The organism is Streptomyces sp. NPDC001450 (assembly GCF_053597295.1).
The window spans coordinates 1-21,834 of sequence record NZ_JBSFHY010000075.1 but is presented as its reverse complement, the minus strand read 5'-3'; the positions used below and the strand labels follow the sequence as shown (position 1 = coordinate 21,834).

Here is a 21,834-nt window from a genome sequence, read left to right as displayed (position 1 = left end):
TCGGCCGGGTTGTTCCCACCCGCACCACCCGTGCGGATTTCATCGTCGGGTGCGGGTGGCCCCTGTGGGGCGTCCTCGCCGTCGGCGGCCAGCGGGGGACTTCCGGAAGAACGTCGGCAAGCCGCGGCCGGTTCGGCCGTCGCCGGCGCGGCCCGCCTCCTTCCGCCCCTCACACGCCCCATTGGTCTTGTTGCGGCTGTAGGAGCGGTGCGGCTCAGCGGACACCCAGGAGCCACCCAAAGCGGGGGCGTCATCGGGGGGCGTCCCCGCCGCACCCGGCTAACCCTGATCGGTCCGCGAAGGACTTCGAAGGACCTCCCTCAAGGTCCTTCGCGGCTCTGACCTGCGGTTTCGAAGGGCTCGAAGGACCCGAAGGACTTTTTTCGGGGTAGAGCTCTTAATACGAGGACACGTCTCTGACCTGCGCATACGTAAATCCGGGTTCATCTTCATGTGCGTTACCCTCTCTAAGGTCCTTCGGGTCCTTCGCAGGTCCTACGAACCGCAGGTCAGAAGGGGTGAAGGACCTTGCCTCAGTCCCTCGCAGGTTCTTCGCAAGGCCCTTCGCACAACAGCAGCATCATCGGTTCCACGGCGGTCCCTGGCCTTCCCGACGAAGGGCTCCCCAAGGTCCTTCGAAGGTCCTTCGCACCAGTTCTGACCTGCTGTGATGCGTTGAATCTTGCTAGATAATCCGCCGCTCTCCCGAGGGTGCTCAGCTCCAGCCCTCCAGGTTCGCGCGGAACATGGCCTCAAGGTCCTTCGCAGGTCCTACGAACCGCAGGTCAGAGCAGGTGCGGGCCCTTCGCGGAGCAGCCTCTCGAAGGGCCCCGGCGCTACCGCGGGTCGCCGACGGCCGCAGCAGTCTCCCCCGCGAGTTGAGAGGCCGGCCGGAAGTCGCCGAGTTCGATCGCGAGCAGCGCGCGTACGAAGGCGGACAGCTCGATGGATCCGCGCCGGACTTCGAAGCACCGGTACACGTTGCCGGAAGAGAACCGCGCGTGATGCTTGCAGCCCTCCTGAAGGCAGTGGCCCTCGGCGGCGAGAGCGACCTGCTTGAAGGCGGTCTCCTTGGGCTCGGTCGTCTGGGCGTCGCAGCCGAGGTGGTCCAGGGTGATCCGGTAGTGGGCGGTGGTCTCCTCGATGGTCAGCCGCCCGCCTCCGGGCGTGATGTAGCGGCCAGGGCTGACGGGGCCGTACGGGTGCAGGAGCGGCAGCCCGGTCTCCGTCGCGTGCAGCACGGGGAGCCCGTCGTATTCGACGTACGGGCCTGCGGCGCCTCGGTGAGTGGTCATGGTCCCCCCTTGTCTGGACTGGCGCCAGGCTACGGCCCAGGCACGCCGAAGGGGCGGCCGGTGATCCGGCCGCCCCTCCGTCGTACTGCCTCGCTAGAACCCGTTCGACTTGACCCGCAGGCCCACGATCACCGCGCGCCGGTTCTTCGGGTGCTTCACCTTCTCGAAGCCGCGCTCCTCCAGGGCCTGACTGAAGGCCATGACGGTCATCTCCCGCAGGGAGCCGTTCTGGCACCACAGCTTGTAGTTCTGGAACAGGCTGCCGGTGACCTCACCACTGACGTACGGGTCGCGCTCGCACGGCTCGGTGTTCTCCTCCAGCCACATCGAGATCGGGTCCGATTCGGCGATGTGCTGCGCCGTCTTCGCGCGCACGGCCTCCGGCATGGCGAGGCCCTGCTGCTGCCACTCCAGGCAGCCCTGGAGCGCCCAGTTCAGCACGCCCGCCGCCTCCTGCCGCAGGATCTTCTCGGCGAGCTTCGGGATGCGGGCCTCCGGCGGCACGGTGACGTCCCACCCGATGTCGTGCAGGCGCCGGGTGATGCCGTGGCCGGCGCCCACCTTCGGCAGGTAGTTCGTCGCCAGGTGGATCTTCCCGACCGGCTTGAAGTCGAAGTACTCGCCGTGCAGGAACCGCGCCGACATCGTGTCCTGGCCGGTGAGCTGCTTCACCAGCTCGTCATCGAGCTTCTTGCCCGCGGACGTCTCGGTGGTCGACAGCATCCGCTTGCCGACCATCCGGGCGACGTCGTTGGGGATGCCGTCCTCCTTCTTCGCCAGCAGTGTCGTACGCGGCACCGCCTGGGCGTAGTCGCCGAGCAGGCCCATGACGACGTCGATGAACACGCTCTTGCCGTTCATGCCGGTGCCGTGGTGGACGAACATCACCTGTTCGTCGGTGCTGCCGGTGAGGGTGTAGCCCACGACCCGCCGCAGGTACGCCTGACGCTCCTTGTCGGGCATGACCGAGTCCAGGAACTGGAGCCACATCGGGCATTCGGCGTGAGGGTCGAAGCGCACCGGCGACTGCTGCATGAGGTACAGCTCGGGGTCGTGCGGCATCAGGGTGCCGGTCCGCAGGTCGATGATCCCGTTCTTCACGTTCACCAGCTGCTCGTGCTGGTCGAAGTCGCCCATCTCGCCGAACAGGTCCGGCTCGGCCTCAGCGACGTCGCGCATCGCGGCGAGTCGCCCGCGATGACGGGACTTCGACACCCACTCCATGAACAAGTCGCGCTCGGACTTCTTGCCGTCGCCGTCTGCTGGCCGCACCGCGCTGTACTCGAACGCCTCAGTGTTCGGCAGGGCCTTGATGGTGTGCACGACCCGCTTCCACAGCAGCGACTTGGCGCCCTTCAACACCCACCGACCGCCCTCGTAGACGGCCCACTGCTCGGCGTCGATCAGGTATCGCAGCTCGCTGCCGTAGTGGTCGACCAGGCGCTCGGCGTTGCCGACGTCATCGAACGAACGACGCGGCCACTCTCGGCGAGGCGCGGAGGCCTGGGCGGGCACGCTGGCCTCGGGGAGAGTCGTCATGCCGCACCCCCGATCAGCGGGCGACGCAAGCGGGCGTGACGGGGTACGACGGTCCTGCATTCGAGGCCACTCCTCGGGTGCCGGGCCCCGGGGCGGTGGTGCGCCTGCGGGGCCGTGATCACGGTCGAGGCGTGGTGTACGTGGCGCGGACCCTTAGTGTCCTGGGGTGCGATCCGCATCAGGCGGCACCGCCGATCCGGCGAGCGGGAACGGTCGCCATCCGGCGCGGACGCGCGAGGCCGGCGGTCATGCCGGACCGGATCGTCTTCTCAATCTCGTGCGGGGTGTCGACGCCGAGGCCGCACGCCTGCGCGGCCTCCGTCAGGTGCTCCTCGGTGACGGCCTGGTCCAAGAGCCCGGACGCCACCAGCTGGCCCGCGCGGTACGCCGCCAGGTTCAGCCGGTTGTTCCGCCCGCCAGCCTGCTTCATCGCCGCCAGCTCGTCGCACTCCGACCGCAGGATGCCCGCGGCCCACCGCTGCTCGCGCGTGCCCTGCTGGGTTAGCTCCCGCAGTCGGGCGACCACATTGGCTCGGCGCGGCGCTCCCCCTGCTTTGGGTGGCTCGGGTGTGGCCGTGATCAGGGTCAGCAGCCACTCTGGCAGTTCCGCCGGTTCGGCGATGCTTCCCTCGAGGACGTACGCGGAGCCGTCGACCACCGAGCCGATGCCGACGACGTAGCCGCCGGCCGCCCGGGTGTCGAGGCAGAAGCCCAGAGTGCGCGCCGTGTTCCGGATCGGGACTCCGGCCGGGGCCCGGTAGATCAGGTGACGGCCGCCGCTCGGAGTCCTTACGGTCATGGTCGGGGTGATCCGGGCGCCGGGCGTCCGAGCCGCGAGCGCGTCCAGCATCGTCATGCCGTCGACGATCTCAGGGGAACCGGACACCTCCCCGTCGTGCGGCATGTCGAGGTCGAGGGCGACCAGACCCGAGGGACCGCACGCGACGCCGATGTTGAACGGCGCCCGGCCCCAGGTCCGCTCGATGACCTCGGGGTCGAGGGTTGCCCGCTCCTCCCAGTTGCTCCAGCGAGGCTCCTTGGAGCCGACCAGCAGTGGGTGGACGTGCATCCCGAGCCGGGCGTACCGGTGGGCGGAAGTCAGGAGTGTTGCCCGAAGCATCCGGGTTACAGCCGTGTTGTTCCCCCGGCCTTGTGGCACGGAGCGGGACTCGTCTCGTACTCTCATGGCAGAGCGGACCTCCATAAGCAGTCGCTCGAACTTCGCCGGGACTCCCATCCCGGCCTTGCAGTGCCGAGGCGCCCTGGCCGGGGCGCCTTCGGTGTTTCTGGGGCCCAATCCTGCCCCTTGATCACTTGATAGAGGGACTCGGATTCCCGGTGTGCCGTGCTACGGGGTGCCGGAGCACTGCAGAGCCCGTAGGACGGGATTGAGGTCACCGGTGTAGGTGACGTGAGGTTCATCTGGTCCGGGAGGCTCGAACCTGGCGGCGTGTCGCCGCAGGTCCTCTTCGCTGAACCACATCGCACTCGGGTCGTCGTACGTCTGCCGGTTGCGCTCCTTGATCCGTTCCCACCTCTCTTCGTGGGTGGCGGGCAGGTGCACCAGCGTCACGGCGGCCCCGGCCTCTTCGCCGATGGCCCGCCACAGCTTGCGCTCTGCAGCAGTCCAGAAGCCGTGATCCACGACGACGTCGTGGCCGGAGTGCAGCGCGCTCCGGACCTCTGCCGCGATCTCTTCGAGGATCGGCTGTTCGCGGACCCGGTACTCGCCCCTCGGGAAGTCGCGCCCGTAGTGCCCGTGGACCTCAAAGACGCGTTCGTCGGGGCTGAAGCGCAGGAAGCCGCGGGATTCCAGTGCGCGTGCGATCGTCGTCTTCCTCGACCCCTGGAGGCCGGCCATCAGGACAAGCCGGGCCGGGCCGGGCCGTCCTGCAAGTGTTCGCATGACGCGCGTGATCTCTGTCTTTCCATCCGGGGGCAGAGTGCCCAGGTGCTGAGCCCGGAGCAGGGAACCCAGGCGGTTCTCGGCGACGTGGACGAGGGCGTCGTCTAGGGGCGGCGAGGTCATCGGGTGACCTCTTCCTTGGTCCAACGGCGGCCAGGTCCTCCCACGTCAACGCCGTACTCGATTGTGGCGCCGCTGCTGTCCACGACCCGAACGGTAAGCACGATGACGGCGGCCTGTGTGTCCTCGGGGATCTCAAGGGGTGCCGCGTCGGCCGGGGTAGTGATCCGCGCCCACATCGAGCTGAAACGCCGAGCGACAGGACGCCCGGTGTGCCGCGTGATCAGGTCGATGGACGTGCCGCCGCTCAGCCGCTTACCCATAAGCAGCTCGGGCAGCTCCTCGGCGAGGTGCGCAGGAATCCACGAGGTCGAGTGAGAGATCACGGCACCGGTGTGCTCATCGCGGTAGGTGCGTGAGCGTCGGAGCACCGGCTCACCTGGGCTGATGCCGAGTGCCTCGGCGACGTCTTCCGGCGCGGAGACGATCCCTGCCATGTGGGAGTCGGAACGTTCGCCAGCTCGCCAAGAGGAGCCGGTCAGCTTGCTGCGTTCCTCGCGCTCGGCGGCCGTGGCCAGCGTGGCGCGCTCCCGTACGACCGTTCCGTGACCACGGGAGGACGTGACCAGGCCCTCCGCCTCCAGGGCCTTGTACGCCGCGTGGACGGTCGTCTTCGAGCCCTTCCCCTGAAGGGCCAGCTCTTCAATCTTGGGCAGGCGGTCGCCGGGCGCGTACTCGCCGCTGCTGATCTTCGCGGCGATCGCGTCGGCGAGGTCTCTCCACTTCGGTGGCATGTCCGGTGATCTCCTCCGTCTCGACGGCACCAGTGAACCACAGTCCCGGGATTGATTCACAGAGGCGCACACTCCCAGGATTATCGCAGCAAGAGTGATTGACATGCGTTCGCAATCCTGGGAATGTCATGGCGAAGGCAACGCCGAGTGAGGACACCTCGCAAAGCGTGACGGCACAGCCATGCCTAAACCGCCACAACCGGGCCTAAAACAGCGCGACCCCCCGGGAGATCTGCCAGGACCACCGGGGAGCCGCAGGGGCCGTTCCATCGAGAGGAGCACGACCCACATGAACATCATCGTCGCAGGTCAGCGCATCGTTACCGGCTCCGAGTTCCTGGAGGTCGCCGCCGGTTTCTGTTCCGAGACCGAGCCGCTCGACCTCACCGAGGAATTCATCGCCGGCGGACTCGCCAGCCGGGACGCGCTGGACTCCTTCCTCGCCGACTTCCGGGTCGAGAACGACACCGACCGCGAGGACGCCGCGTACTACCAGAGCCTGCTCCGCCGGATGCCGCGCGAGCTGCGCACCCACAAGACCACCGCCCCCGCCGTGTCCGACGTCGTCGCCGAGCTGGAGGCCGCCGACGACGCCCTCGACTACGAGGCCGACGACATCACCGCCGACTGGACCGCCGCCGACTTCGACTCGTACGAGGTCCTCGTCACCGCAGGCTCCCCCGAGCCCGCCGCCGCCGTCGCCCGCGCCCGTCGCCCCCGCGCCGAGCGCCGCGAGGTCCGCGCCGCGCTCCGGGTCATCCGCAACGAGAGCACGGCGGAGGTAGCGGCATGAAGCGCGCCCTCGCCCACACCGCCCTGTTCGTGCTGACCGTGCTGGAGATGGCCCTCGGCGTGATCGCCGGGATGGCCGCTCTGGTCAGCGTCGTCACCGAGATGGTGGCCCGCGCGACGGCCGCCGGCGGCGACAGCTTCGCCCGGCGCTGCCGCGTCAGCCCTGTCTCCCCCCGACTCCGCACCGAGATGGCGAACGTCCTGTCCGGGATCGCGAGCCCGGCCGCTGGAGGTACCCGATGAGCTACCGCGAGGAGCGCCGCGCCGACGAGGCGGCCAAGGCAGAGCAGGCCCGGAAGAACGCCGAGGTCCGTGCGGAGCAGGCCCGTGAGGACCGCCGCCTGGAGCTGGAGGCCAAGCGCGAGGAGAAGCGTCTCGCCGCCGAGCAGAAGCGGCAGGACGACGAGGCCAAGGCCGAGCGGGCCAGGAAGGACGCTGAGGCCAAGCGCCGCCAGGAGCAGGCGGACAAGCGGGCCCGGCAGCAGGAGAAGGAGCGGGCGAAGGCCGCCCGCCGGGCCAAGGTCGGCAAGTTCACCCGCTGGTTCAACCAGAACCCGGTCACCGCGTTCGTCGGGTTCGTGATGGTCTGCTCGATCGTCCCGGCGGTCATCTCCCAGGTGGGCGCGCTGTCCGACGCTGGGGTGTTCGTCCTCCTGGCCGCGCTGCTCTCGGCGATGCTGGAGGGCACGGCCTGGGCCCTGACCTTCATGGGCAAGCAGGCCGAGGACGCCGGAAGGCCGGCGGGGAAGTACCGGGTCGCCACCTGGGTCACCGCGTTCCTCGCGGCCGCTGTGAACTACTGGCACTGGTCCGAGGCCCTGCCGAACCAGACCTGGGTCGCCGTGGTGTTCGCCGCGTCCTCCCTGATCGCGATCTACCTGTGGGACATGAAGACCCACGGGTCGCACGGCAAGACCAAGGAGGAGCGCCGCCGGGAGAAGGCCCGCGAGAAGCACCTCGCCGATCGGCGCAAGCACCACAAGGACATCGCCGCCGAGGCTGACCGGCTGCTGTCCGCCCTGCCCTTCGACTCCATCACCGAGGAAGAGGCGTTCGCGACCGCGTGGCGGATCAAGAAGGGCGCCGAGCCGGGCCTGTCCGCCGAGGTCTACGCGGACGCCACCAACGCCCGGGTCGCTCTCGGGGCCGCCTTCGAACTGGGTGAGCACGTCCGCCCGGAGCTGGTCCGCGCGGGCATGCTCGCCAGCCTCTACAACCCGCTTCCGCACGGCCTCTCGGAGGGCATCCCGACCCTCGGTCCGGCCCTCCCGATCCCGGCCCTCCAGCGGCCCTCTGAGGGCGCTACAGCCCTTGCGGGAATTGGGATGTACGGGTCTGAGGCCGCAAGCGGAAAAGCCCGCGAGAAGGCCATTGAGAAGGCTTCTGGGAACGCTGGCGACGACGCCAGCGGGAACGGTCGCCGGGGCCGGTCGGATGAGGAGCTGGACGCGCTCCTGCCGGACGGGCTGAAGGCCGCCGCCGAGCTCGTGGCGGAGGGCAACCAGATCTCCGCTGCCGGTCTGTCGAAGAAGCTCGGCATCCGCCGGGACGACGCCCGGCGGCTGCGGGACCGGGTCGTCGCCGAGCGCAAGCTCCGGCTCATCGACAGCGACAGCAACGAAGCGGTAGGCGCCTGACCCGCCGCCCTGACTGACCGACCACTCCCCTGAAAGGCCGCGGGGCCCGGCGCCTCCCTTCCACAGTTGCCGCCGGGTCCCGCTTCTCCCGAAGGAGCACGGACAGCATGACCGAGATGCCGACCGGACCGCGTCCCGACCGTACGGACCTGGCCACCGTCACCTACGTCCACGGCGCGGGGCCGGCCACCGACGCCAGCCCCCGGACCGCCGCTCCCGCTTTGGGTGGCACGACCGAGACCACCGACCGGGCCGCAGTGGTCGAGTCGGCCCGCCGAGTCCTGGAGGGCCGGGTCAGCCCGGGCCCGGTCGACCTGGAGAAGGTTGACGACCTGGACGTCGACCTCGACGCGTTCGACGACCGCCCGCTGATCCCGGCCTGGGCCAAGAGCGCTGAGGGCTGGGCCATGTACTCGGGTGTCGTCTATCGCTCCCGGCTGCGGGCGTACCGCCGCTGGGTCCGCCGCCAGCGCACCGACCGGGGCCACGCCGCCCAGTTCAAGCGCGGCGCCCGCCGTGTGCAGGACTGGGTCATCGGGTTCGAGGGCGTCCAGACGGAGGCCTTGGCCCACCAGGCGCACATCGCCACCAAGGAAGCCCGCGCCGCCGCCCGCGCCGCCCGGTACACCCCGGCGCTGATGAAGAAGAAGAAGGAGGTCGCGGTGCGGGAGGCCGACCGCACCCAGACGGTTGCCATGCAGGCCGTCACCGCGCACAAGAAGGCCAAGGAGTACCGGCGCAAGCTGCGCACGCTGCGTGCCGGGGCCGCGTACGGCCCGCCGCTCACCGCGATCGGCGCGGGCTACCTGGAGGCCGGATGGTTCGGCGCGTCCGCCGGCGCTCTGGCCACGTTCGCGGGCGGTGCCTTCGCCGGACGCCACGTCATCACCGAGGAGACGGACTGGTCGGCAGACTGGCGCTCCCTCGGCGACGGAGACCCGATGACCGCGCCCATGCTGGACAAGGTCTTCCAGCACGCCAAGGTGATCGGCAACGACGAGACCCTGCACATCGTCCAGATGCCGATGCTGGACGCGCGCGGCGCCTGGTCCGCCGTGGTGGACCTGCCCCCGGGCATCCCCGCCAAGAAGGCGATGCGCTCCCTCACCGAGGTCGCCGGTGCCCTCGGTGTCGAGGAAGCGCAGGTCAGCCTCACCAAGAGCAAGGGCAAGGGCGCACGCGCGGGACGCCTGGAGATCTACGTCTCCAAGGACCTGCCGTTCACCGAGGCCGCCGACGCGGGCCCGCTGCTCGCCCTGGAGGCCGCCGCCAACTTCTGGGGACGGATCGCGATCGGCCCCGACGTGCGGGGCCTGCCCATCTCGATCTCCGTGGTCGAGCGCTCCGGTCTGGTCGGTGGCGAGCCCGGCGCGGGCAAGTCCGCCAGCGGCAACGTCATCCTGCTCGCCGCCGCCCTGGACCCGCGCGTCATCCTCTGGCTCGCGGACGGCAAGGGCGGTGGCGACCTGGAGCCGTTCGAGCCGCTGTGCGAGTGGTTCGAGGGCGACGCCGACCCCGAGGCGTTCTACGAGATGCTCAAGGCCGCGGTCGCCGACATGAAGGCCCGGTACGCCCTGCTCAAGAAGCTGGGAAAGCGGAAGGTCACCGAGGACCTGGCGGACAAGTACCCGCTGCTCAGGCAGAAGCTGCTGTGGGTCGACGAGCTGATGTTCTACACGACCGACGACGAGTTCGGGAAGAAGATCACCAAGCTGCTGCGCAACCTCGTCTCGCGGGGCCGGGCGGCCGGGATCATCACCTTCTGCGCCACCCAGAAGCCGGGCTCCGACGTGGTCGACACCTCGCTGCGTGACCTGCTGTCCATCCGGTGGGCTCTGCGCTGCACCACCCCCGAGGCCAGCGACACGATCCTCGGCAAGGGCGCGGCGTCGGCCGGCTACTCGGCGAAGACGATCGAGCCGGAGATGCGCGGCGCAGGTCTGCTGTGGGCCGAAGGCTCGAACCCCACCCTGGTCCGCGCCGACTACTACACGGACGACCAGGTCGAGCTGCTCCTCAAGCGGGCGTACGACCTGCGGGCCAAGGCGGGCACCCTGCCCGAGGGACCGAAGTCCCTGGCCGACAAGCTCCGGGACCAGGGCGAGGACGACGCCCAGGTCCTCGCGGTCCTGGTCGACGTCTTCAACGCCTACGACCAGGACGCGAAGACCGACGACGAGTCCGCGGCCGTCGACTGGCTCCCGGGCACGGTGCTGGTCGACGCGCTCAAGGCGGCCGGCCTCGACATCAGCCCCGAGAAGCTGGCCCGCCTGGTCGTGCGCGAGGCCGACGAGAAGAAGAAGCGCAGCTGGGAGGACAGCTCGTCCGCGCTCAACGGCTACCCGCTCACCGCAGTGCTCCGCACGGTCCAGGCGAAGTACGGCCTCACGGCCTGACGGACCCGGATCCACCCTGGACGACTGCCTGGTTTGGGCTGATACGCCCCCGGACCGGGCGGCCGTCGACCTGGACGGCACCCCCCTCGACCTGGACGCGCCCCGTCCAGGTTGAGTCGGGCAGCGTCCAGGATGCTCACCCCCGCTGACCTGCATCAACGCAATCCCGGTCCGGGTTGGATCCAGGTCGAAGAGCTACCCAAACCCTGACAAAGCCAACAGGACGGAGGGCGACCGCGATGGACACGAAGCCGGACCTGAAGCTGGTCGGCATGGCGTACGTCGACGGCCAGGAGCTGGTGTGCGGCGAGTGCGGCAACGGCTTCTCGCTGGAGGTCCACAAGCACGGCTTCCGGGAGGTCTCCCCGGCCTGGATCTCCTGCCTGTCCTGCGGGAAGGGCGAGGACTCCCGGGTCGTCACCAACGGGCTGGTCGACGCTGTCCTCGCCGGATGGCTGGAGCGGCAGAAGGACGCGGACCGCGACATCTTCACCGCCGAGTGGCGCGGCATCGTGATGACCGGCGAGCTCTACCCGACGTTCGACTTCCACCAGGCCGTCGGCGCCGCGAAGGCGGTGCACGAGTACGCCGCGCCGGAGGTCAAGCGGTGGTGGCGCTCGAAGAAGAAGGCGGCCAAGGCGCAGGTGAAGGAGAAGGCCGGCGCGGTCACCGGCGCCGCCAAGGGCAAGGCGAAGGAGACCGCCGACGCCGCGCGGGAGAAGGCCGGTGAGGCCGTGAGCGCGGCGAAGGCCACAGCGCTCACCACGGCCTGGACGCTGCAGACCGGCGGGGCCGGGCCGACCACGAGCGCGAAGCCGAAGCGCCGGCGTTGCACGGTCAAGGGCTGCCGAGGTGGCATGGTCACCATCTCGACCCGGGTCCACTCCGCCACGGGCAAGACCCGCGAGGTCAAGATCCCGTGCGGTGTCTGCCACCGCAGCAGCACCTGACCGACCGGGCGCCGGAAGAAATTTCCGGGTGCTGACCAGCACAGACGCGCCTTATGCAGACTCTGAGTCTGCGAACCTCTGGACATGCAGACTTGGAGTCTGCATCCTTAAATACCGCAAGCGAGAAAGCAAGCGAAAACGACACAGTTTTGAGGAGCAGACACGTGACGAAGAAGTCCCTGCCGGACGTGAAGACGGTCAGCGCCCCCGAGGTCGCCGAGATCCTGCGCGAGGCCGAGTCCCTCGCCGCCGAACTCGCGACCCCGACGAACGACATCGACACCCGTAAGGACCAGTACCAGCGCCTCATCACCCTCGGGCAGTGGCTGGTCGCGGCGGGCACCGACCTGCACGCCACCATCCGCGACTGACTCCTGAACGCGAGCAAAACCGCCAGCCAAAAAGCCAGCGAAACAGCAGACAGGAGACCACCGTGCCGAACGCTCTGACCAGGTTCTTCATGGGCCTCATGGGCAAGTTCTGGGCCTACGACTCCGCCGAGGACGTCCGCGAGGTCATCGCGAAGCGCTCCTTTGACACCCTCGCCGAGCGGGCCCGCACGCACACCGAGGGCGCGGCCGGCCTGACCGACTCGTTCGCCTTCCAGCCCGGCCTGATCGACCTGCACGACGAGCTGCACGACACCTGGCACTACCTGGTCGCCCTCAAGGCGCGGGCCCGCGAGATGGGCTACGGCGTGCTCGCCGAGCACCTGGATGCCGCCGCCGAGTCGACCCGCGACACGCTCGTGCACGTCGCCACGGCCGCCGAGGTCACCGTCCCCGCCCCCGAGGCTCCGCTGACCAGGTAGACACGCCTCGGGGCGGTCGTCACCCGGCCAAGGATCGCCGACCGCCCCGGGCCCCTGTCCCGCTCCGAACGGCAGCGGGGGGAAGCCCCATCGTCCCTCAACCGACCGAAACGGAGCCCCATATGAGCCCCCGACCCGACGCCGAGACCCGCGCCGACGCCATCAAGCGGTTCCAGGACCTCAAGCAGGCCCGGGACAAGGCGCACGAGGCGGCAGAGCAGGCCAAGCAGACCGCCGACGAAGTGATGTGGCAGAGCATCGCCGCCGAGCTGGACGCGGGTAACGCGCTCCAGGCCGATGTCGTGGAGGCCACCGGCTTCTCCCGCGACCACGTCCTGCGCCGCACCAAGAAGTACCGCAAGCACACCTGACCGACCGGCCCCCGGGTCCACCGCCCGGGGGCCGGCCGTCTCCCCCAAGCCAGAAAGCCGAGGTCGCCACCGTGAACACCAACAGCCGTCCGCTCAGCGAGTCGGAGGCCGAAGCCGAAGCCCGCCGGATCATCGAGGGGCTGTGGAAGGCGGAGCCCGTCGCCACGTCGACGTCGTTCCGCGACGCCACGCCGAACCCGCCGTACGGCACCACGCCCCCGGTTCACCAGGACGACCGCCGGATCGTGCCCGCGTGGGCGGCCGGGGTCGCCGTGGCCTCCATCGGCGTCGGCGCCGGCATCACCGGCATCGGGTGCGGCGTCTGGCTCGTCTGCCAGGGATTCGCCGCCGTGACCCTGACCAGCGTCCTGTTCGTCACGCTCCCCATCGCGGCCGTGGCCGCCCTGGTCGTCGCCGTCGGCTCGGTCGTGCGATCCGTAAAGGCCGCGCACACCGAGACCCACCACCACTACTCCGGACCCGTCCGGCAGGAGAACACGCACGTCACGAACTACAGCAAGTGGTTCAGCCGGTCCAACACCACCGTCAACCACTGAGGAGCAGGTCATGCCGCTGCCCTGGATGAGCCGCCAAGACCGCAACCGGTGGAAGGCCGCGCAGAACGTCGGCCAGCTCGGCGGGCTGATGGCCCTCTGGCTGGAGGGCATCATCGAGTCCCGCCCCGGCTACCAGCCCCGCTTCGGCCCCGACGAGGAGACCGCGCACCTGGTGCCTTCCCTCGCCGCGCTGTGCCGGGCCGGGTTCGTCACCACTGGCTCCCAGCCCGGATTCGCCGGAACCGGCGCGGACGGCCTGTGGTGGGAGCAGCGGGCCGCGGTCGAGGGCCTCGTTGCCGACCCGGAGCTGCTGCGCCGCCTGGACGACGCCGCCACTAACGCCGGGATGCTGGTCCGCGTCAGCAACCACTGGCGCGGCGAAGACCGGGAACCGATCACCGTGACGACCCGCGACGGCGAGCCGGTCACCAGCTTCGGCGGCCGAGTCAGCCGAGCGGACCTGGCCGCCATGTGGCGGGGCCTGAACCACCAGCTCTACCGCGAGGTCGCCACCGGCACCTACCTGACGATCGTGGCGCCGGAGTACGGCCTCGACAGCGAGCGGCTGTGGGCCGTCCTCGACTTCATCAGTGGCCGCCGCCGGGTGGACCGGAACAGTCCGTGGGCGACCCGAACCCGGCCGATCGGCGAAGCCCGCGACTGACCGCCCCCCGGCGAACGGCTCTGGGTCGTCCACGACCACCTCACCGGCCTGCGCCGTGAGGACCCTGCCAACCCGTGGACCACCACCGTCAACCACTGACCGTGTCGTGATTGGAGAGTACGGATGACCCGCAAGCACGCCATCGTCGACGCCGAACCGCACATGGTCGTCAGCCACGGCGCCGACTTCTTCGGCCAGGACCGCCACCGGCTCAAGACGCTGGCCTCCCTCGCCGGGTACGCCGAGGGCTGCCTGTCGCGTGACGAGCGAGGCCCACTCGTGCTCCTGCTGACGAACCCGGAGGAGGGCGGGGCCATGTCGCCCTCGCAGGCCGGTGAGATTGCCCAGCTCCTGCTGAAGCTCGCCCGCCACCGGTTCGTGAAGGCCGGTGCCGCCGGCCACGCCCGCGCCCTGGCCGACGCAGCCGCCCGTGCCGCGGACGCAGGCGAACCCTGGGAGTGGCACCGCGACTCCTGACGACCCGCGCCCGGCAACGTTCTCGCACCGCATGCCCGCCCTCCCCCGCTTTGGGTGGCAACGAGAGCCCCGCCGAGCTGCAGCGCTCAGGGGGCTCTCGCTGTACGGCGGGGCGTGTGACGGGCGGAAGGACGGCGGTCGCGCCCGGTGCCGTCCGGGAGGCCGGCCACGGCCGAGCGGGCGGCACCGGTGAACGCGCGACCGCACAGACGGAGAGCCGGAACGCCGGGCGCGGACGCGCCCGTCCGCTTTATCTCCCCACTGGAGGCCGCCGACGAAGCCCATCGCGTCCACTCGGCGAGGCGCACGTCACGCTGGAGGCGCACTGAGAGGGCGGAAGACCCCGCCGGGCCGAGAGAAGTTTTAGGGGCCTGACCAGCACCCCAGCAGAAAACGCAGACTCGGAGTCTGCGAACCCCTAGACATGCAGACTCGAAGTCTGCATCCTCTAATTATCGCAAGCGAAAAAGCCAGCGAAAGCGACAGCGGGAAACCGCCGAAGGAGTCCAGCACCCATGACCGCAGCCGCAGTCTTCGCCGCCGTGTTCGTCGCGCTGTACGTCGCCCACTCGGTTGGTGACCACTGGGTCCAGACCTCCCACCAGGCCGCGGAGAAGGGCCGTCCCGGCTGGGCCGGACGGCTCGCCGACGCCCGCCACGTCCTCGGGCTGACCATCACCAAGGCCATCGCCCTCGCCGCGGTGGTCCTGGTCCTCGACATCCCCGTCACCGTCACCGGCCTGGTGGCAGGCCTCGGCGTCGATGCGGTGACCCACTGGTGGGCCGACCGCCGCACCACCCTCGCCTGGCTCGCCAAGGTCACCGGCAAGACCGAGTTCCTCAGCCTCGGGACGCCCGCCCACCCGGCACACCCGGTGACCGTCGACGGCGGGTACGCGCCGACGCTCGGCACGGGTGCGTACGCCCTGGACCAGAGCTTCCACCACCTGTTCCTCGGCGTCGCCGCGCTCCTCATCTCAGCCCTGTAGCAGGCCAGACAAGACCAATCCAGCTAGATAACCCGCCTCTCACCGCGGAAGGACCCCAGTGGACCGCACCCCGAAGCTGACCCTCGACCAGGAACTGCAGGCGGCCGTCGCCATCGTCCGAGTCGGCCTCGACCGGATCCGTGACGCCGCCACCCGCACCGAGGCGGTCGGCCCGCACGCCGCCGCCCTCCAGGCCCTGTACGACCCGGCCAAGCCGGACACCGGCGTCCTGGGGGCCGTCGCCGACGTCATCGGCACCATCACGGTGTCGCTGACCGAGGTCGACCACGACGACATCGACACCGTCACCGAGCTGCTCGACGAAGCCCAGGGCTTCGCCCAGGACAGCACCGGCGACCGCATCCGCCACGTCCTCGACCTCCTGGCGCCGCTGCTGCAGCGGTGCGAGGAGTGCGGCCAGCAGAAGCCGGACGTGGAGGTCATCCCCGACCCGTTCTCCACCGCGCTCTACCCGGACGAGCCCGACCACCGGCAGATCCCGCTCTGCCCGCCGTGCGCCACCAAGCGCTTCGAGGACAGCTGACCTCGAACCGGCCCGGCCCATCACCGAGACACGACAGGATGAAGCCCGGGGCCGCTCCAATCGGCCCCGGGCTTCGCCCATGAAGGGAACCAGATGACCACCCCGACCGCCGACTCGCCCGCACGGATCCGCAGGATCTACGACAGCCACGCCGGGCTCTACGCCCCGAGCGTCGTCACCGAGGCCGCGGCCCTGCTGGACGCCTACCTCGCCACCGCCGAGCAGCACGGCCTTGACCGCAAGGCCGCCGACGATGAGGGCTGGCTCGCCCTCGCCGCCGCCGAGGCGGTCTCCCAGAAGTACCGCCGCCCGAAGACCGAGCGGACCTCCGCCGAGCTGAACAAGCTGTCCACCGCGCTGACCGAGGCGCTGACCGCCGAGGGCCTGGAGGTCGTGCCCACCCCGGTCCGTATGGGCGTTGGCGTCGCACCGGTTCCCGGCGGTCCCACCTGGGGGATGGCCAGGGGCCTGGCGGTCGCGCTGTACTCGGACAGCGGGTGGGAGCTGATGCTCAACGCCACCCGCACGACGTCCCATTCGATCTGCGCCCCGGTGACGGAGGCCGGAGCCGCCGAGGTCGCCCAGCTCGTGCACGGCGTGCTGCGCGGCGACGTGACCGACCCCTTCCGCCGCAACCGCTGAGCCGCGCGTAGGACACTCGATGCACCGACCCGAAGGGAGAGCGCAGTGAGCGCCCAACCCGAACACCCGGCAGACAGCCGGGTCCCCGCGATCCCGCACACCATCAACGCCATCGGCGACGCCCTGAGCGGCGAGCAGCGCGCCCGCTTCTACGGCGAGGTCCTGGCCGCCGAGGAGGACGACGTCCCCGGCGTCATGCGCCGCTGGTGGAAGGCCGCCATGCTCGACCGGGCCCGGGGCGCCGGCACCAGCCGGGCCAACGCCGCCGACGGCCGCCGCCTGGTCGCGGTCGAGGACCTCCTGGAACAGGTGGAAAGGCAGGCCGGATGACCGACCAGCCACGGCGCGGCTGGACCGTATGGACCGAGGAAATCCCGGCGAGCGTCATGCTGGATATGCCTCCCGATCTCTCCAAAAAGGTCCTCAACTTCCTGCTCGCTCTGGGAATTGAGGCGGGTGCCGCTGTCGACGCGGACCGCGAACCGCCCGGCGATCCGATGGACGACCTCGGAGTCCGGTATTCGCTGGAGGTCGCAGGAGAGCCGGTCATCATCGAATACGCCGTAATCCGCGAGGCACGGCAGATCAGAATTCCGGTACTGGTCTGGTTCCACTGACCGACAGACGAAGAGACCCCGGCAGGGTAAGTGCCGGGGTCTCTTCGCGTCTCAGCGTAGAGGCTGGCCGCCGCGCAGGCAGCCCCGCACGCACCCGGGCCAGCATTCCCGCAAGCGGAAACGCCAGCCGGAACCCTGGCCCCGGTGCCACGGCGGCCGTGCCCGCCCCGCGGACCGCCGAGGCAAGTCGTTGCCCGCCAGACGGGAGCGGACCGACCCCGGCACGTTGAGCGTCCAAGGTCAGTGGCATGGTGCTGTACACCGTCGGTCTGTTGGTCACCTGGTTGTCTGTGGGTTGTGTGGTGACCCTGTTGGCCTCCCTCCGGTTCATGATCGAAAAGAGGGGGAGGACAAAGGGGGTTCCCCTCGCGGGGAACCCCGGCAGGCGGGGTGAGAAGCACAAGCACAGCACGGGGAGGGGCGGCCGGTGGCCTGGGTGACGCCGATCGAGGAGGACGAGCAGGTCGAATACCGGCTCAAGCAGCAGGCCGGATGCGACGTGGTCGAGTCCGACGGCGAACAGACCGTCGTCCTGGACGACGGCAAGGGCCAGGCCGTCGAGTACCGGCTGCGCCCCGAGGGCGGGTCCGCTCTGGTCTGGATGGGCAGCGGCCTGGAGGCCGTCGGGCTTGTGGAGGGAGCCGGGCTGGACGAGGAGGGCAAGCGGGCCGCCCGTCTCCTGATGGCCGGCTGCCACCCTGAGACCGGCGCCCGCCTGATCAAGTCCCGCACCTCCGTGCGCGCACACGAAAAGGCTCAGCTGACCACCGCCCGGCTTATCGAGGCCATCGAAAAGGCCGCCGAGGAGAAGGGCGTTGAGCCGGGCGCACTGTTCGAGGGGAAGCCGAAGCAGAAGCGCGTATTCGAGCAGCAGCAGCGCAACGTTTACCGCTTCGGTGATATGCACCGGATGCAGGTGACCACCCTTCACAAACTCGCGCGTGCCGCAGGGATTTCCCTGGACGACGTCTATGGCGAAACGGAACTCGCCACGGCACGGGAGAACAAAGACCTCCGTGTCGACGATCGTGTCCGGGGCTGGGACGTGGTCCTCGACCTCCCCAAGTCCGACAGCGTGGTGCAGGCGCTGATGGACCTGCTCCCGGCGGAGAAGCTGCGCGAGCTGGTCCACCAGGCCAAGGACGACACCTTCCGGCAGATGGAGCGGTGGGCCGGGTACGCGGTCGGCAGCAAGGACGGCGAACCGGTCCGGCTCGCCACCGGGGGACTGCTCGCCTGGAGTGTCGAGCACCAGAGCGCCCGCCCGATCCGGGCGGGAGAGCCCGGCGACCCTCACCTGCACCTGCACGTCAACGTCGCGAACATGGCGCTGTGCGAGGACGGCAAGTGGCGGTCGATCGCCAACAGCGGGAAGGACCTGCACCTGCACGCGTCGGCCGCCGACGCCTACTTCAAGGCCCGCGTCCGCGCGCTCACGTATGAGCACTTCGGCATACGGCGCGTGCGCAACGAGCGCACCGGCGCCTGGGAAATCGTCGGCATCCCCGAGCAGGTGCGGGACCACTTCTCCCGCCGGGCCGCGCTCGTTGACGAGAAGGCCGGCGCCGACGCCAGCCGCCAGGAGAAGCAGGCCGTCTCCATGGCGACCAAGCGCGACAAGCTCGACGTCGACGCGACCACGATGCGCGAGAGCTGGAGGCAGCGCGCCGAACAGGTCGTTGACGACGTTGACGCGATGGTGGCCGCGGCTGCCCCCGGTCCGCCCGGCCCGGACGGCGGCGCCGGTGTCGGCGGGCCCGGCGCCGGCCCGCGCATCCCGCCGCCCGGCGACATCGCGGCCGTCGTGTTCGACCCCAAGGAGGGACTGACCGCGAACGACAAGACGTTCAGCCGCGCGCAGCTCCTGGCCGCCGTGGCGAACGCGCTGGAGTTCGGGATCGACGCCGCCCCGGACAGCCTGGAGAGGCTGTGCGACGACGTCCTGGCGGTCGAGGGCTATGCGGTGCGCGTGCCCACCATCGGGTCCACCGTCATGTCGTCCATCGACCGCTACACCACCCAGGACATCCTCGACGCCGAGGAGAGCGTCCGCCGCCAGGCGCTGCAACGGTTCGAGGGCGGTGCCGTGCAGCTCACCGGCGACCAGGCCGCGGCCGCCATCGACGTCTTCCAGGTCGCCGCCGGGTTCGAGCTGTCCGAGGAGCAGTGCGCCGCGGTGACCCGGGTACTGACCGCCGGGCACGGCATCGACGCCATCGTCGGCGTCGCGGGCGCGGGCAAGTCGACGCTGATGGAGGCGTGCCGGATCGGCTGGGACGCCACCGGCGCCACGTACGCCGGCGCGACCCTCGCCGCGGTCGCCGCGAAGAACCTGACCGACGCCTCCGGCATCCCCGCCCGGACCGTGGCCGCCTGGCTCGGCGAGATCGAGAACGGCAACGGGCTGCGCGGCGTCGACGTCCTGGTCGTGGACGAAGCGACGATGGTGGATGACCGCGCGGCGGCCGTGCTGATGACCGAGGCCGCGCGCACCGGCACGAAGGTCGTCGGCATCGGCGACCACCTGCAGCTGCAGGCGATCGGCCCCGGCGGCTGGTTCCGCGAGGTCCACCGCCTGGTCCACGGGCTCACCCTCACCGAGAACCGCCGCCAGGAGGACGCCGCCGAACGGGCCGCGCTGGACGTCTGGCGCACCGGAGACCACGAACTGGCGCTGCGGATGCTCGCCGAGGGCGGGCGCGTGCACCCCGCCGAGACCGCCGAGGAAGCCCGCTCCCAGATCCTCATGGCGTGGGACGAACTGCGCCTGCAGGAGTGGGCCGACCCGCACGACCTCATCGCCAACATGGTGGTGCTCGCCGCCCGCAACAGCGACGTCGACGCGCTCAACCTCGGCGCACAGGCGATCCGCCGCGAGAACAAGGAACTCGGCGACGAGCACACCTACGCCCTGCCCGGCGGTGACACCCTCACCCTCGCCGTGGGCGACATCGTCCGCGTACGGGAGAACGACTACCGCAGCCGCCGCGGCGAGGGCCCGGACATGCTCAACGGCTACCGGGCCGTCATCACGGCGATGGACGACAACCACCGTGTCGAGATCACCTGGCGGGTCAAGGACGCCAAGGCCCCCGGCGGCTACCGCCACGAGTCCGGCTGGGTGACACCGCGGAAGGTCGCCGGCGGCGCGCTGTCCCTCGGCTACGCCATGACGATCGCCGCGAGCCAGGGCCTGACGTGCAACACCTCGCTCATGTACGGGCACGGCGCGAACGCGTTCGCCACGTATCCCGGCATCACCCGGGCCCGGCGCCAGAACCACCTGTGGCTGCCGCTGGCTGTCCTCGAGGACGAGAAGACCCGGGCCCGGCTCGGGGAGTCCCGCACCGAGAAGGAGCGCCTGGAGCGGGCCATCGACGCCTTCGCCCGCTTCCTTGGGCAGTCCCGGCCGGACGGCATGGTCTCCGACCTCCTGCAGGAGCCGCCGGCCCCCGCGGCGCTCCCCCGGCAGCGCGACCTGTCCGCCGAGGAGGCCCGCGCCGAGTCCGAGCGCAGGCTCCGACAGACCCGCATGGCACGGGCGGGGCGAGCCAAGTCGGTGTCCCTCTCCCACCGCCAGGCGCAGAACGAGGCCCAGCGCGAGGATGAGGCCCTGCGTGCCGAGGAGAAGGCCAAGCAGCTGCTCGCCCGGCTCAAGGCCGGTGCCGAAGAACGCGCGGTCCCGTCGTGGACGAAGCGCATCTACGGCACCTTCTCCCCGCAGGAGTTGAACCGGCTGATCGCCGAGGGCGACCGGCTCGCCGCCGACGCCGAGGCCACCGCCGCCGAGGCGGAGACCAAGGCCCGGGAACTCGCCGCGCGCCTCGACCACGAGAAGGCGACCGGACAGCCCACCCGTGGGCAGCGGTTCGCCGCCGAGGCCGGGGAGGTCCTCGACCAGGCGGACGCCCATGTCGCCACCGCCCGGGAGCACCTGCAGACCGCGTTCACCGCGGCCGGCCACGCCGACGACCGCGCCCGGCAGTTGGCCAAGCTCGCCGAGAGCGAGGGCAAGAGCCGCATCGCGCTGCGCCTGGCGCTGACGTCGCGGAAGGAGCACCGCCAGCTGACCGAGCGACTGTCCGGAGAGCGCGCCGCGTACCTCCAGACGGAGGCCGACGCGAAGCGGGACGCCCGGCAGGCCCTGCGGGAGGCATGGGAGCAGGTGCAGCAGAGCCGGTTCGCGGAGAGCTTCGGTGTGGAGAGTACGCCGGTGCCCATCGACGTGGAGAAGGTCGCCGAGCAGCTCGCGGAGACGCGCTCCGTCGCCGAACGGCGCGGCCACAGCATGGACAAGCGGGACCGTGACGACGTCGGCCGCGCCACCCGGAAGGCAGGCGAGTTCCAGGGGTACGCCGCCAGCTACCGCCGCCAGGCCGCCGACGCCCGCACCGAGAAGGCCCTGCGCGCTGCGATCGCCGAGAAGTTCCCGGAGCTGCACGACCGGGAGGTCACGGGGCGCCGCGCCTTCCAACAGGCACAGCAGGTGAAGCAGGCCGCGCAGCACCAGCAGCCTGCCGCCACACACCCGCAACCGAACCAGTCCAGGGGCCGGGGCCTGAAGTAGATCGAACCTGTCCTACGAAGCGTCTGTGGCCTGGTCGAAAGAGTGTGGTCTCGCACACACCAGGAGTGTCAGTCCCGCCCGTTACCCTGTTTGTCGATCCCTGCCCTGGCTCTGCGCACGCCGTCCTCGGGTGAGCGACACCGCCAACTCCGTGATGCTGCTGGTCGGTATGGCCGTCGGCGTCGACTACTGCCTGTTCTACCTGCGCCGCGAGCGCGAGGAGCGG

At 70.3% G+C, this 21,834-nt stretch carries 22 protein-coding genes; 17 read left to right on the top strand and 5 right to left on the bottom strand.

Going from position 1 to position 21,834, the window contains the following annotated elements:
* Nucleotides 1-836 precede the first annotated feature (836 nt).
* From ACWC5O_RS43450 to ACWC5O_RS43430, 5 genes are all read right to left on the bottom strand, one after another.
* Nucleotides 837-1,295: a DUF6420 family protein gene (locus ACWC5O_RS43450; protein ID WP_450592071.1), complete on the bottom strand. Its 459-nt coding sequence runs from the start codon at nucleotides 1,293-1,295 to the stop codon at nucleotides 837-839.
* Nucleotides 1,296-1,388: 93 nt separating this feature from the next.
* Entirely contained in the window at nucleotides 1,389-2,834 is a 1,446-nt protein-coding gene (locus ACWC5O_RS43445; protein ID WP_450592069.1) for a DNA primase family protein, read from the bottom strand.
* A 178-nt stretch (nucleotides 2,835-3,012) separates the two neighbouring features.
* Entirely contained in the window at nucleotides 3,013-3,954 is a 942-nt protein-coding gene (locus ACWC5O_RS43440; RefSeq protein WP_450592067.1) for a bifunctional DNA primase/polymerase, read from the bottom strand.
* A gap of 228 nt (nucleotides 3,955-4,182) precedes the next feature.
* Nucleotides 4,183-4,740 carry an AAA family ATPase gene (locus tag ACWC5O_RS43435; protein WP_450592066.1) on the bottom strand — a complete coding sequence of 186 codons (558 nt, stop codon included), beginning with the start codon at nucleotides 4,738-4,740 and terminating at the stop codon, nucleotides 4,183-4,185.
* A gap of 119 nt (nucleotides 4,741-4,859) precedes the next feature.
* Nucleotides 4,860-5,594, bottom strand: a complete 735-nt coding sequence (locus ACWC5O_RS43430) for a GntR family transcriptional regulator (RefSeq protein ID WP_450592064.1) — start codon at nucleotides 5,592-5,594, stop codon at nucleotides 4,860-4,862.
* Nucleotides 5,595-5,883: 289 nt separating this feature from the next.
* Here ACWC5O_RS43430 and ACWC5O_RS43425 point away from each other — a divergent pair, with 289 nt between their 5' ends.
* The 17 genes from ACWC5O_RS43425 (at nucleotide 5,884) to mobF (ending at nucleotide 21,608) form a co-directional block, all read left to right on the top strand.
* The gene (locus tag ACWC5O_RS43425) at nucleotides 5,884-6,387 is read left to right on the top strand and encodes a hypothetical protein (RefSeq protein ID WP_450592062.1); all 504 of its coding nucleotides are present in this window, start codon (nucleotides 5,884-5,886) and stop codon (nucleotides 6,385-6,387) included.
* Nucleotides 6,384-6,629, top strand: coding sequence for a hypothetical protein (locus tag ACWC5O_RS43420; protein ID WP_450592060.1), 246 nt, complete (start codon nucleotides 6,384-6,386; stop codon nucleotides 6,627-6,629). Before ACWC5O_RS43425 ends, ACWC5O_RS43420 begins: the two co-directional genes overlap by 4 nt.
* Complete coding sequence (locus ACWC5O_RS43415; RefSeq protein WP_450592058.1) at nucleotides 6,626-8,023, top strand: DUF2637 domain-containing protein; 1,398 nt, start codon at nucleotides 6,626-6,628, stop codon at nucleotides 8,021-8,023. The genes ACWC5O_RS43420 and ACWC5O_RS43415 overlap by 4 nt, the downstream gene beginning before the upstream one ends.
* A gap of 107 nt (nucleotides 8,024-8,130) precedes the next feature.
* A complete protein-coding gene (locus ACWC5O_RS43410; RefSeq protein ID WP_450592057.1) occupies nucleotides 8,131-10,419 on the top strand; it encodes an FtsK/SpoIIIE domain-containing protein in 2,289 nt (762 codons plus the stop codon).
* Between the two features lie 239 nt (nucleotides 10,420-10,658).
* Nucleotides 10,659-11,369 (top strand): hypothetical protein, encoded by a 711-nt coding sequence (locus ACWC5O_RS43405; protein ID WP_450592055.1) that lies wholly within the window; start codon nucleotides 10,659-10,661, stop codon nucleotides 11,367-11,369.
* A 164-nt stretch (nucleotides 11,370-11,533) separates the two neighbouring features.
* Nucleotides 11,534-11,740, top strand: a complete 207-nt coding sequence (locus ACWC5O_RS43400; RefSeq protein ID WP_450592053.1) for a hypothetical protein — start codon at nucleotides 11,534-11,536, stop codon at nucleotides 11,738-11,740.
* Between the two features lie 62 nt (nucleotides 11,741-11,802).
* Nucleotides 11,803-12,180, top strand: coding sequence for a hypothetical protein (locus ACWC5O_RS43395; RefSeq protein WP_450592052.1), 378 nt, complete (start codon nucleotides 11,803-11,805; stop codon nucleotides 12,178-12,180).
* Between the two features lie 122 nt (nucleotides 12,181-12,302).
* Nucleotides 12,303-12,551 (top strand): hypothetical protein, encoded by a 249-nt coding sequence (locus ACWC5O_RS43390; RefSeq protein ID WP_450592050.1) that lies wholly within the window; start codon nucleotides 12,303-12,305, stop codon nucleotides 12,549-12,551.
* A gap of 71 nt (nucleotides 12,552-12,622) precedes the next feature.
* Entirely contained in the window at nucleotides 12,623-13,108 is a 486-nt protein-coding gene (locus tag ACWC5O_RS43385; protein ID WP_450781257.1) for a hypothetical protein, read from the top strand.
* A 10-nt stretch (nucleotides 13,109-13,118) separates the two neighbouring features.
* Nucleotides 13,119-13,772, top strand: coding sequence for a DUF6919 domain-containing protein (locus ACWC5O_RS43380; RefSeq protein ID WP_450592047.1), 654 nt, complete (start codon nucleotides 13,119-13,121; stop codon nucleotides 13,770-13,772).
* 123 nt (nucleotides 13,773-13,895) lie between these two features.
* The gene (locus ACWC5O_RS43375; RefSeq protein ID WP_450592046.1) at nucleotides 13,896-14,249 is read left to right on the top strand and encodes a DUF7739 domain-containing protein; all 354 of its coding nucleotides are present in this window, start codon (nucleotides 13,896-13,898) and stop codon (nucleotides 14,247-14,249) included.
* A 515-nt stretch (nucleotides 14,250-14,764) separates the two neighbouring features.
* Nucleotides 14,765-15,238, top strand: coding sequence for a transcriptional regulator (locus tag ACWC5O_RS43370; protein ID WP_450592045.1), 474 nt, complete (start codon nucleotides 14,765-14,767; stop codon nucleotides 15,236-15,238).
* 58 nt (nucleotides 15,239-15,296) lie between these two features.
* Nucleotides 15,297-15,782 (top strand): hypothetical protein, encoded by a 486-nt coding sequence (locus ACWC5O_RS43365; RefSeq protein WP_450592043.1) that lies wholly within the window; start codon nucleotides 15,297-15,299, stop codon nucleotides 15,780-15,782.
* Between the two features lie 93 nt (nucleotides 15,783-15,875).
* Nucleotides 15,876-16,424, top strand: a complete 549-nt coding sequence (locus ACWC5O_RS43360) for a hypothetical protein (RefSeq protein WP_450592042.1) — start codon at nucleotides 15,876-15,878, stop codon at nucleotides 16,422-16,424.
* A gap of 45 nt (nucleotides 16,425-16,469) precedes the next feature.
* Nucleotides 16,470-16,754 carry a hypothetical protein gene (locus ACWC5O_RS43355; protein WP_450592041.1) on the top strand — a complete coding sequence of 95 codons (285 nt, stop codon included), beginning with the start codon at nucleotides 16,470-16,472 and terminating at the stop codon, nucleotides 16,752-16,754.
* A complete protein-coding gene (locus ACWC5O_RS43350) occupies nucleotides 16,751-17,041 on the top strand; it encodes a hypothetical protein (protein WP_450592039.1) in 291 nt (96 codons plus the stop codon). Before ACWC5O_RS43355 ends, ACWC5O_RS43350 begins: the two co-directional genes overlap by 4 nt.
* A 427-nt stretch (nucleotides 17,042-17,468) precedes the next feature.
* A complete protein-coding gene (gene mobF, locus ACWC5O_RS43345; protein ID WP_450781255.1) occupies nucleotides 17,469-21,608 on the top strand; it encodes a MobF family relaxase in 4,140 nt (1,379 codons plus the stop codon).
* Nucleotides 21,609-21,834: the final 226 nt, after the last annotated feature.

Excerpts from the sequence above, each read along its gene's own strand:
- ACWC5O_RS43450 (WP_450592071.1), bottom strand. The coding sequence starts at position 1,295 with ATGACCACTCACCGAGGCGCCGCAGGCCCGTACGTCGAATACGACGGG.
- ACWC5O_RS43390 (WP_450592050.1), top strand. The coding sequence starts at position 12,303 with ATGAGCCCCCGACCCGACGCCGAGACCCGCGCCGACGCCATCAAGCGG.
- ACWC5O_RS43350 (WP_450592039.1), top strand. The coding sequence starts at position 16,751 with ATGACCGACCAGCCACGGCGCGGCTGGACCGTATGGACCGAGGAAATC.
- ACWC5O_RS43445 (WP_450592069.1), bottom strand. The coding sequence starts at position 2,834 with ATGACGACTCTCCCCGAGGCCAGCGTGCCCGCCCAGGCCTCCGCGCCT.
- ACWC5O_RS43435 (WP_450592066.1), bottom strand. The coding sequence starts at position 4,740 with ATGCGAACACTTGCAGGACGGCCCGGCCCGGCCCGGCTTGTCCTGATG.
- ACWC5O_RS43360 (WP_450592042.1), top strand. The coding sequence starts at position 15,876 with ATGACCACCCCGACCGCCGACTCGCCCGCACGGATCCGCAGGATCTAC.
- ACWC5O_RS43415 (WP_450592058.1), top strand. The coding sequence starts at position 6,626 with ATGAGCTACCGCGAGGAGCGCCGCGCCGACGAGGCGGCCAAGGCAGAG.
- ACWC5O_RS43430 (WP_450592064.1), bottom strand. The coding sequence starts at position 5,594 with ATGCCACCGAAGTGGAGAGACCTCGCCGACGCGATCGCCGCGAAGATC.
- ACWC5O_RS43425 (WP_450592062.1), top strand. The coding sequence starts at position 5,884 with ATGAACATCATCGTCGCAGGTCAGCGCATCGTTACCGGCTCCGAGTTC.
- ACWC5O_RS43405 (WP_450592055.1), top strand. The coding sequence starts at position 10,659 with ATGGACACGAAGCCGGACCTGAAGCTGGTCGGCATGGCGTACGTCGAC.
- ACWC5O_RS43440 (WP_450592067.1), bottom strand. The coding sequence starts at position 3,954 with ATGCTTCGGGCAACACTCCTGACTTCCGCCCACCGGTACGCCCGGCTC.
- ACWC5O_RS43420 (WP_450592060.1), top strand. The coding sequence starts at position 6,384 with ATGAAGCGCGCCCTCGCCCACACCGCCCTGTTCGTGCTGACCGTGCTG.
- ACWC5O_RS43410 (WP_450592057.1), top strand. The coding sequence starts at position 8,131 with ATGACCGAGATGCCGACCGGACCGCGTCCCGACCGTACGGACCTGGCC.
- ACWC5O_RS43375 (WP_450592046.1), top strand. The coding sequence starts at position 13,896 with ATGACCCGCAAGCACGCCATCGTCGACGCCGAACCGCACATGGTCGTC.
- ACWC5O_RS43380 (WP_450592047.1), top strand. The coding sequence starts at position 13,119 with ATGCCGCTGCCCTGGATGAGCCGCCAAGACCGCAACCGGTGGAAGGCC.
- ACWC5O_RS43370 (WP_450592045.1), top strand. The coding sequence starts at position 14,765 with ATGACCGCAGCCGCAGTCTTCGCCGCCGTGTTCGTCGCGCTGTACGTC.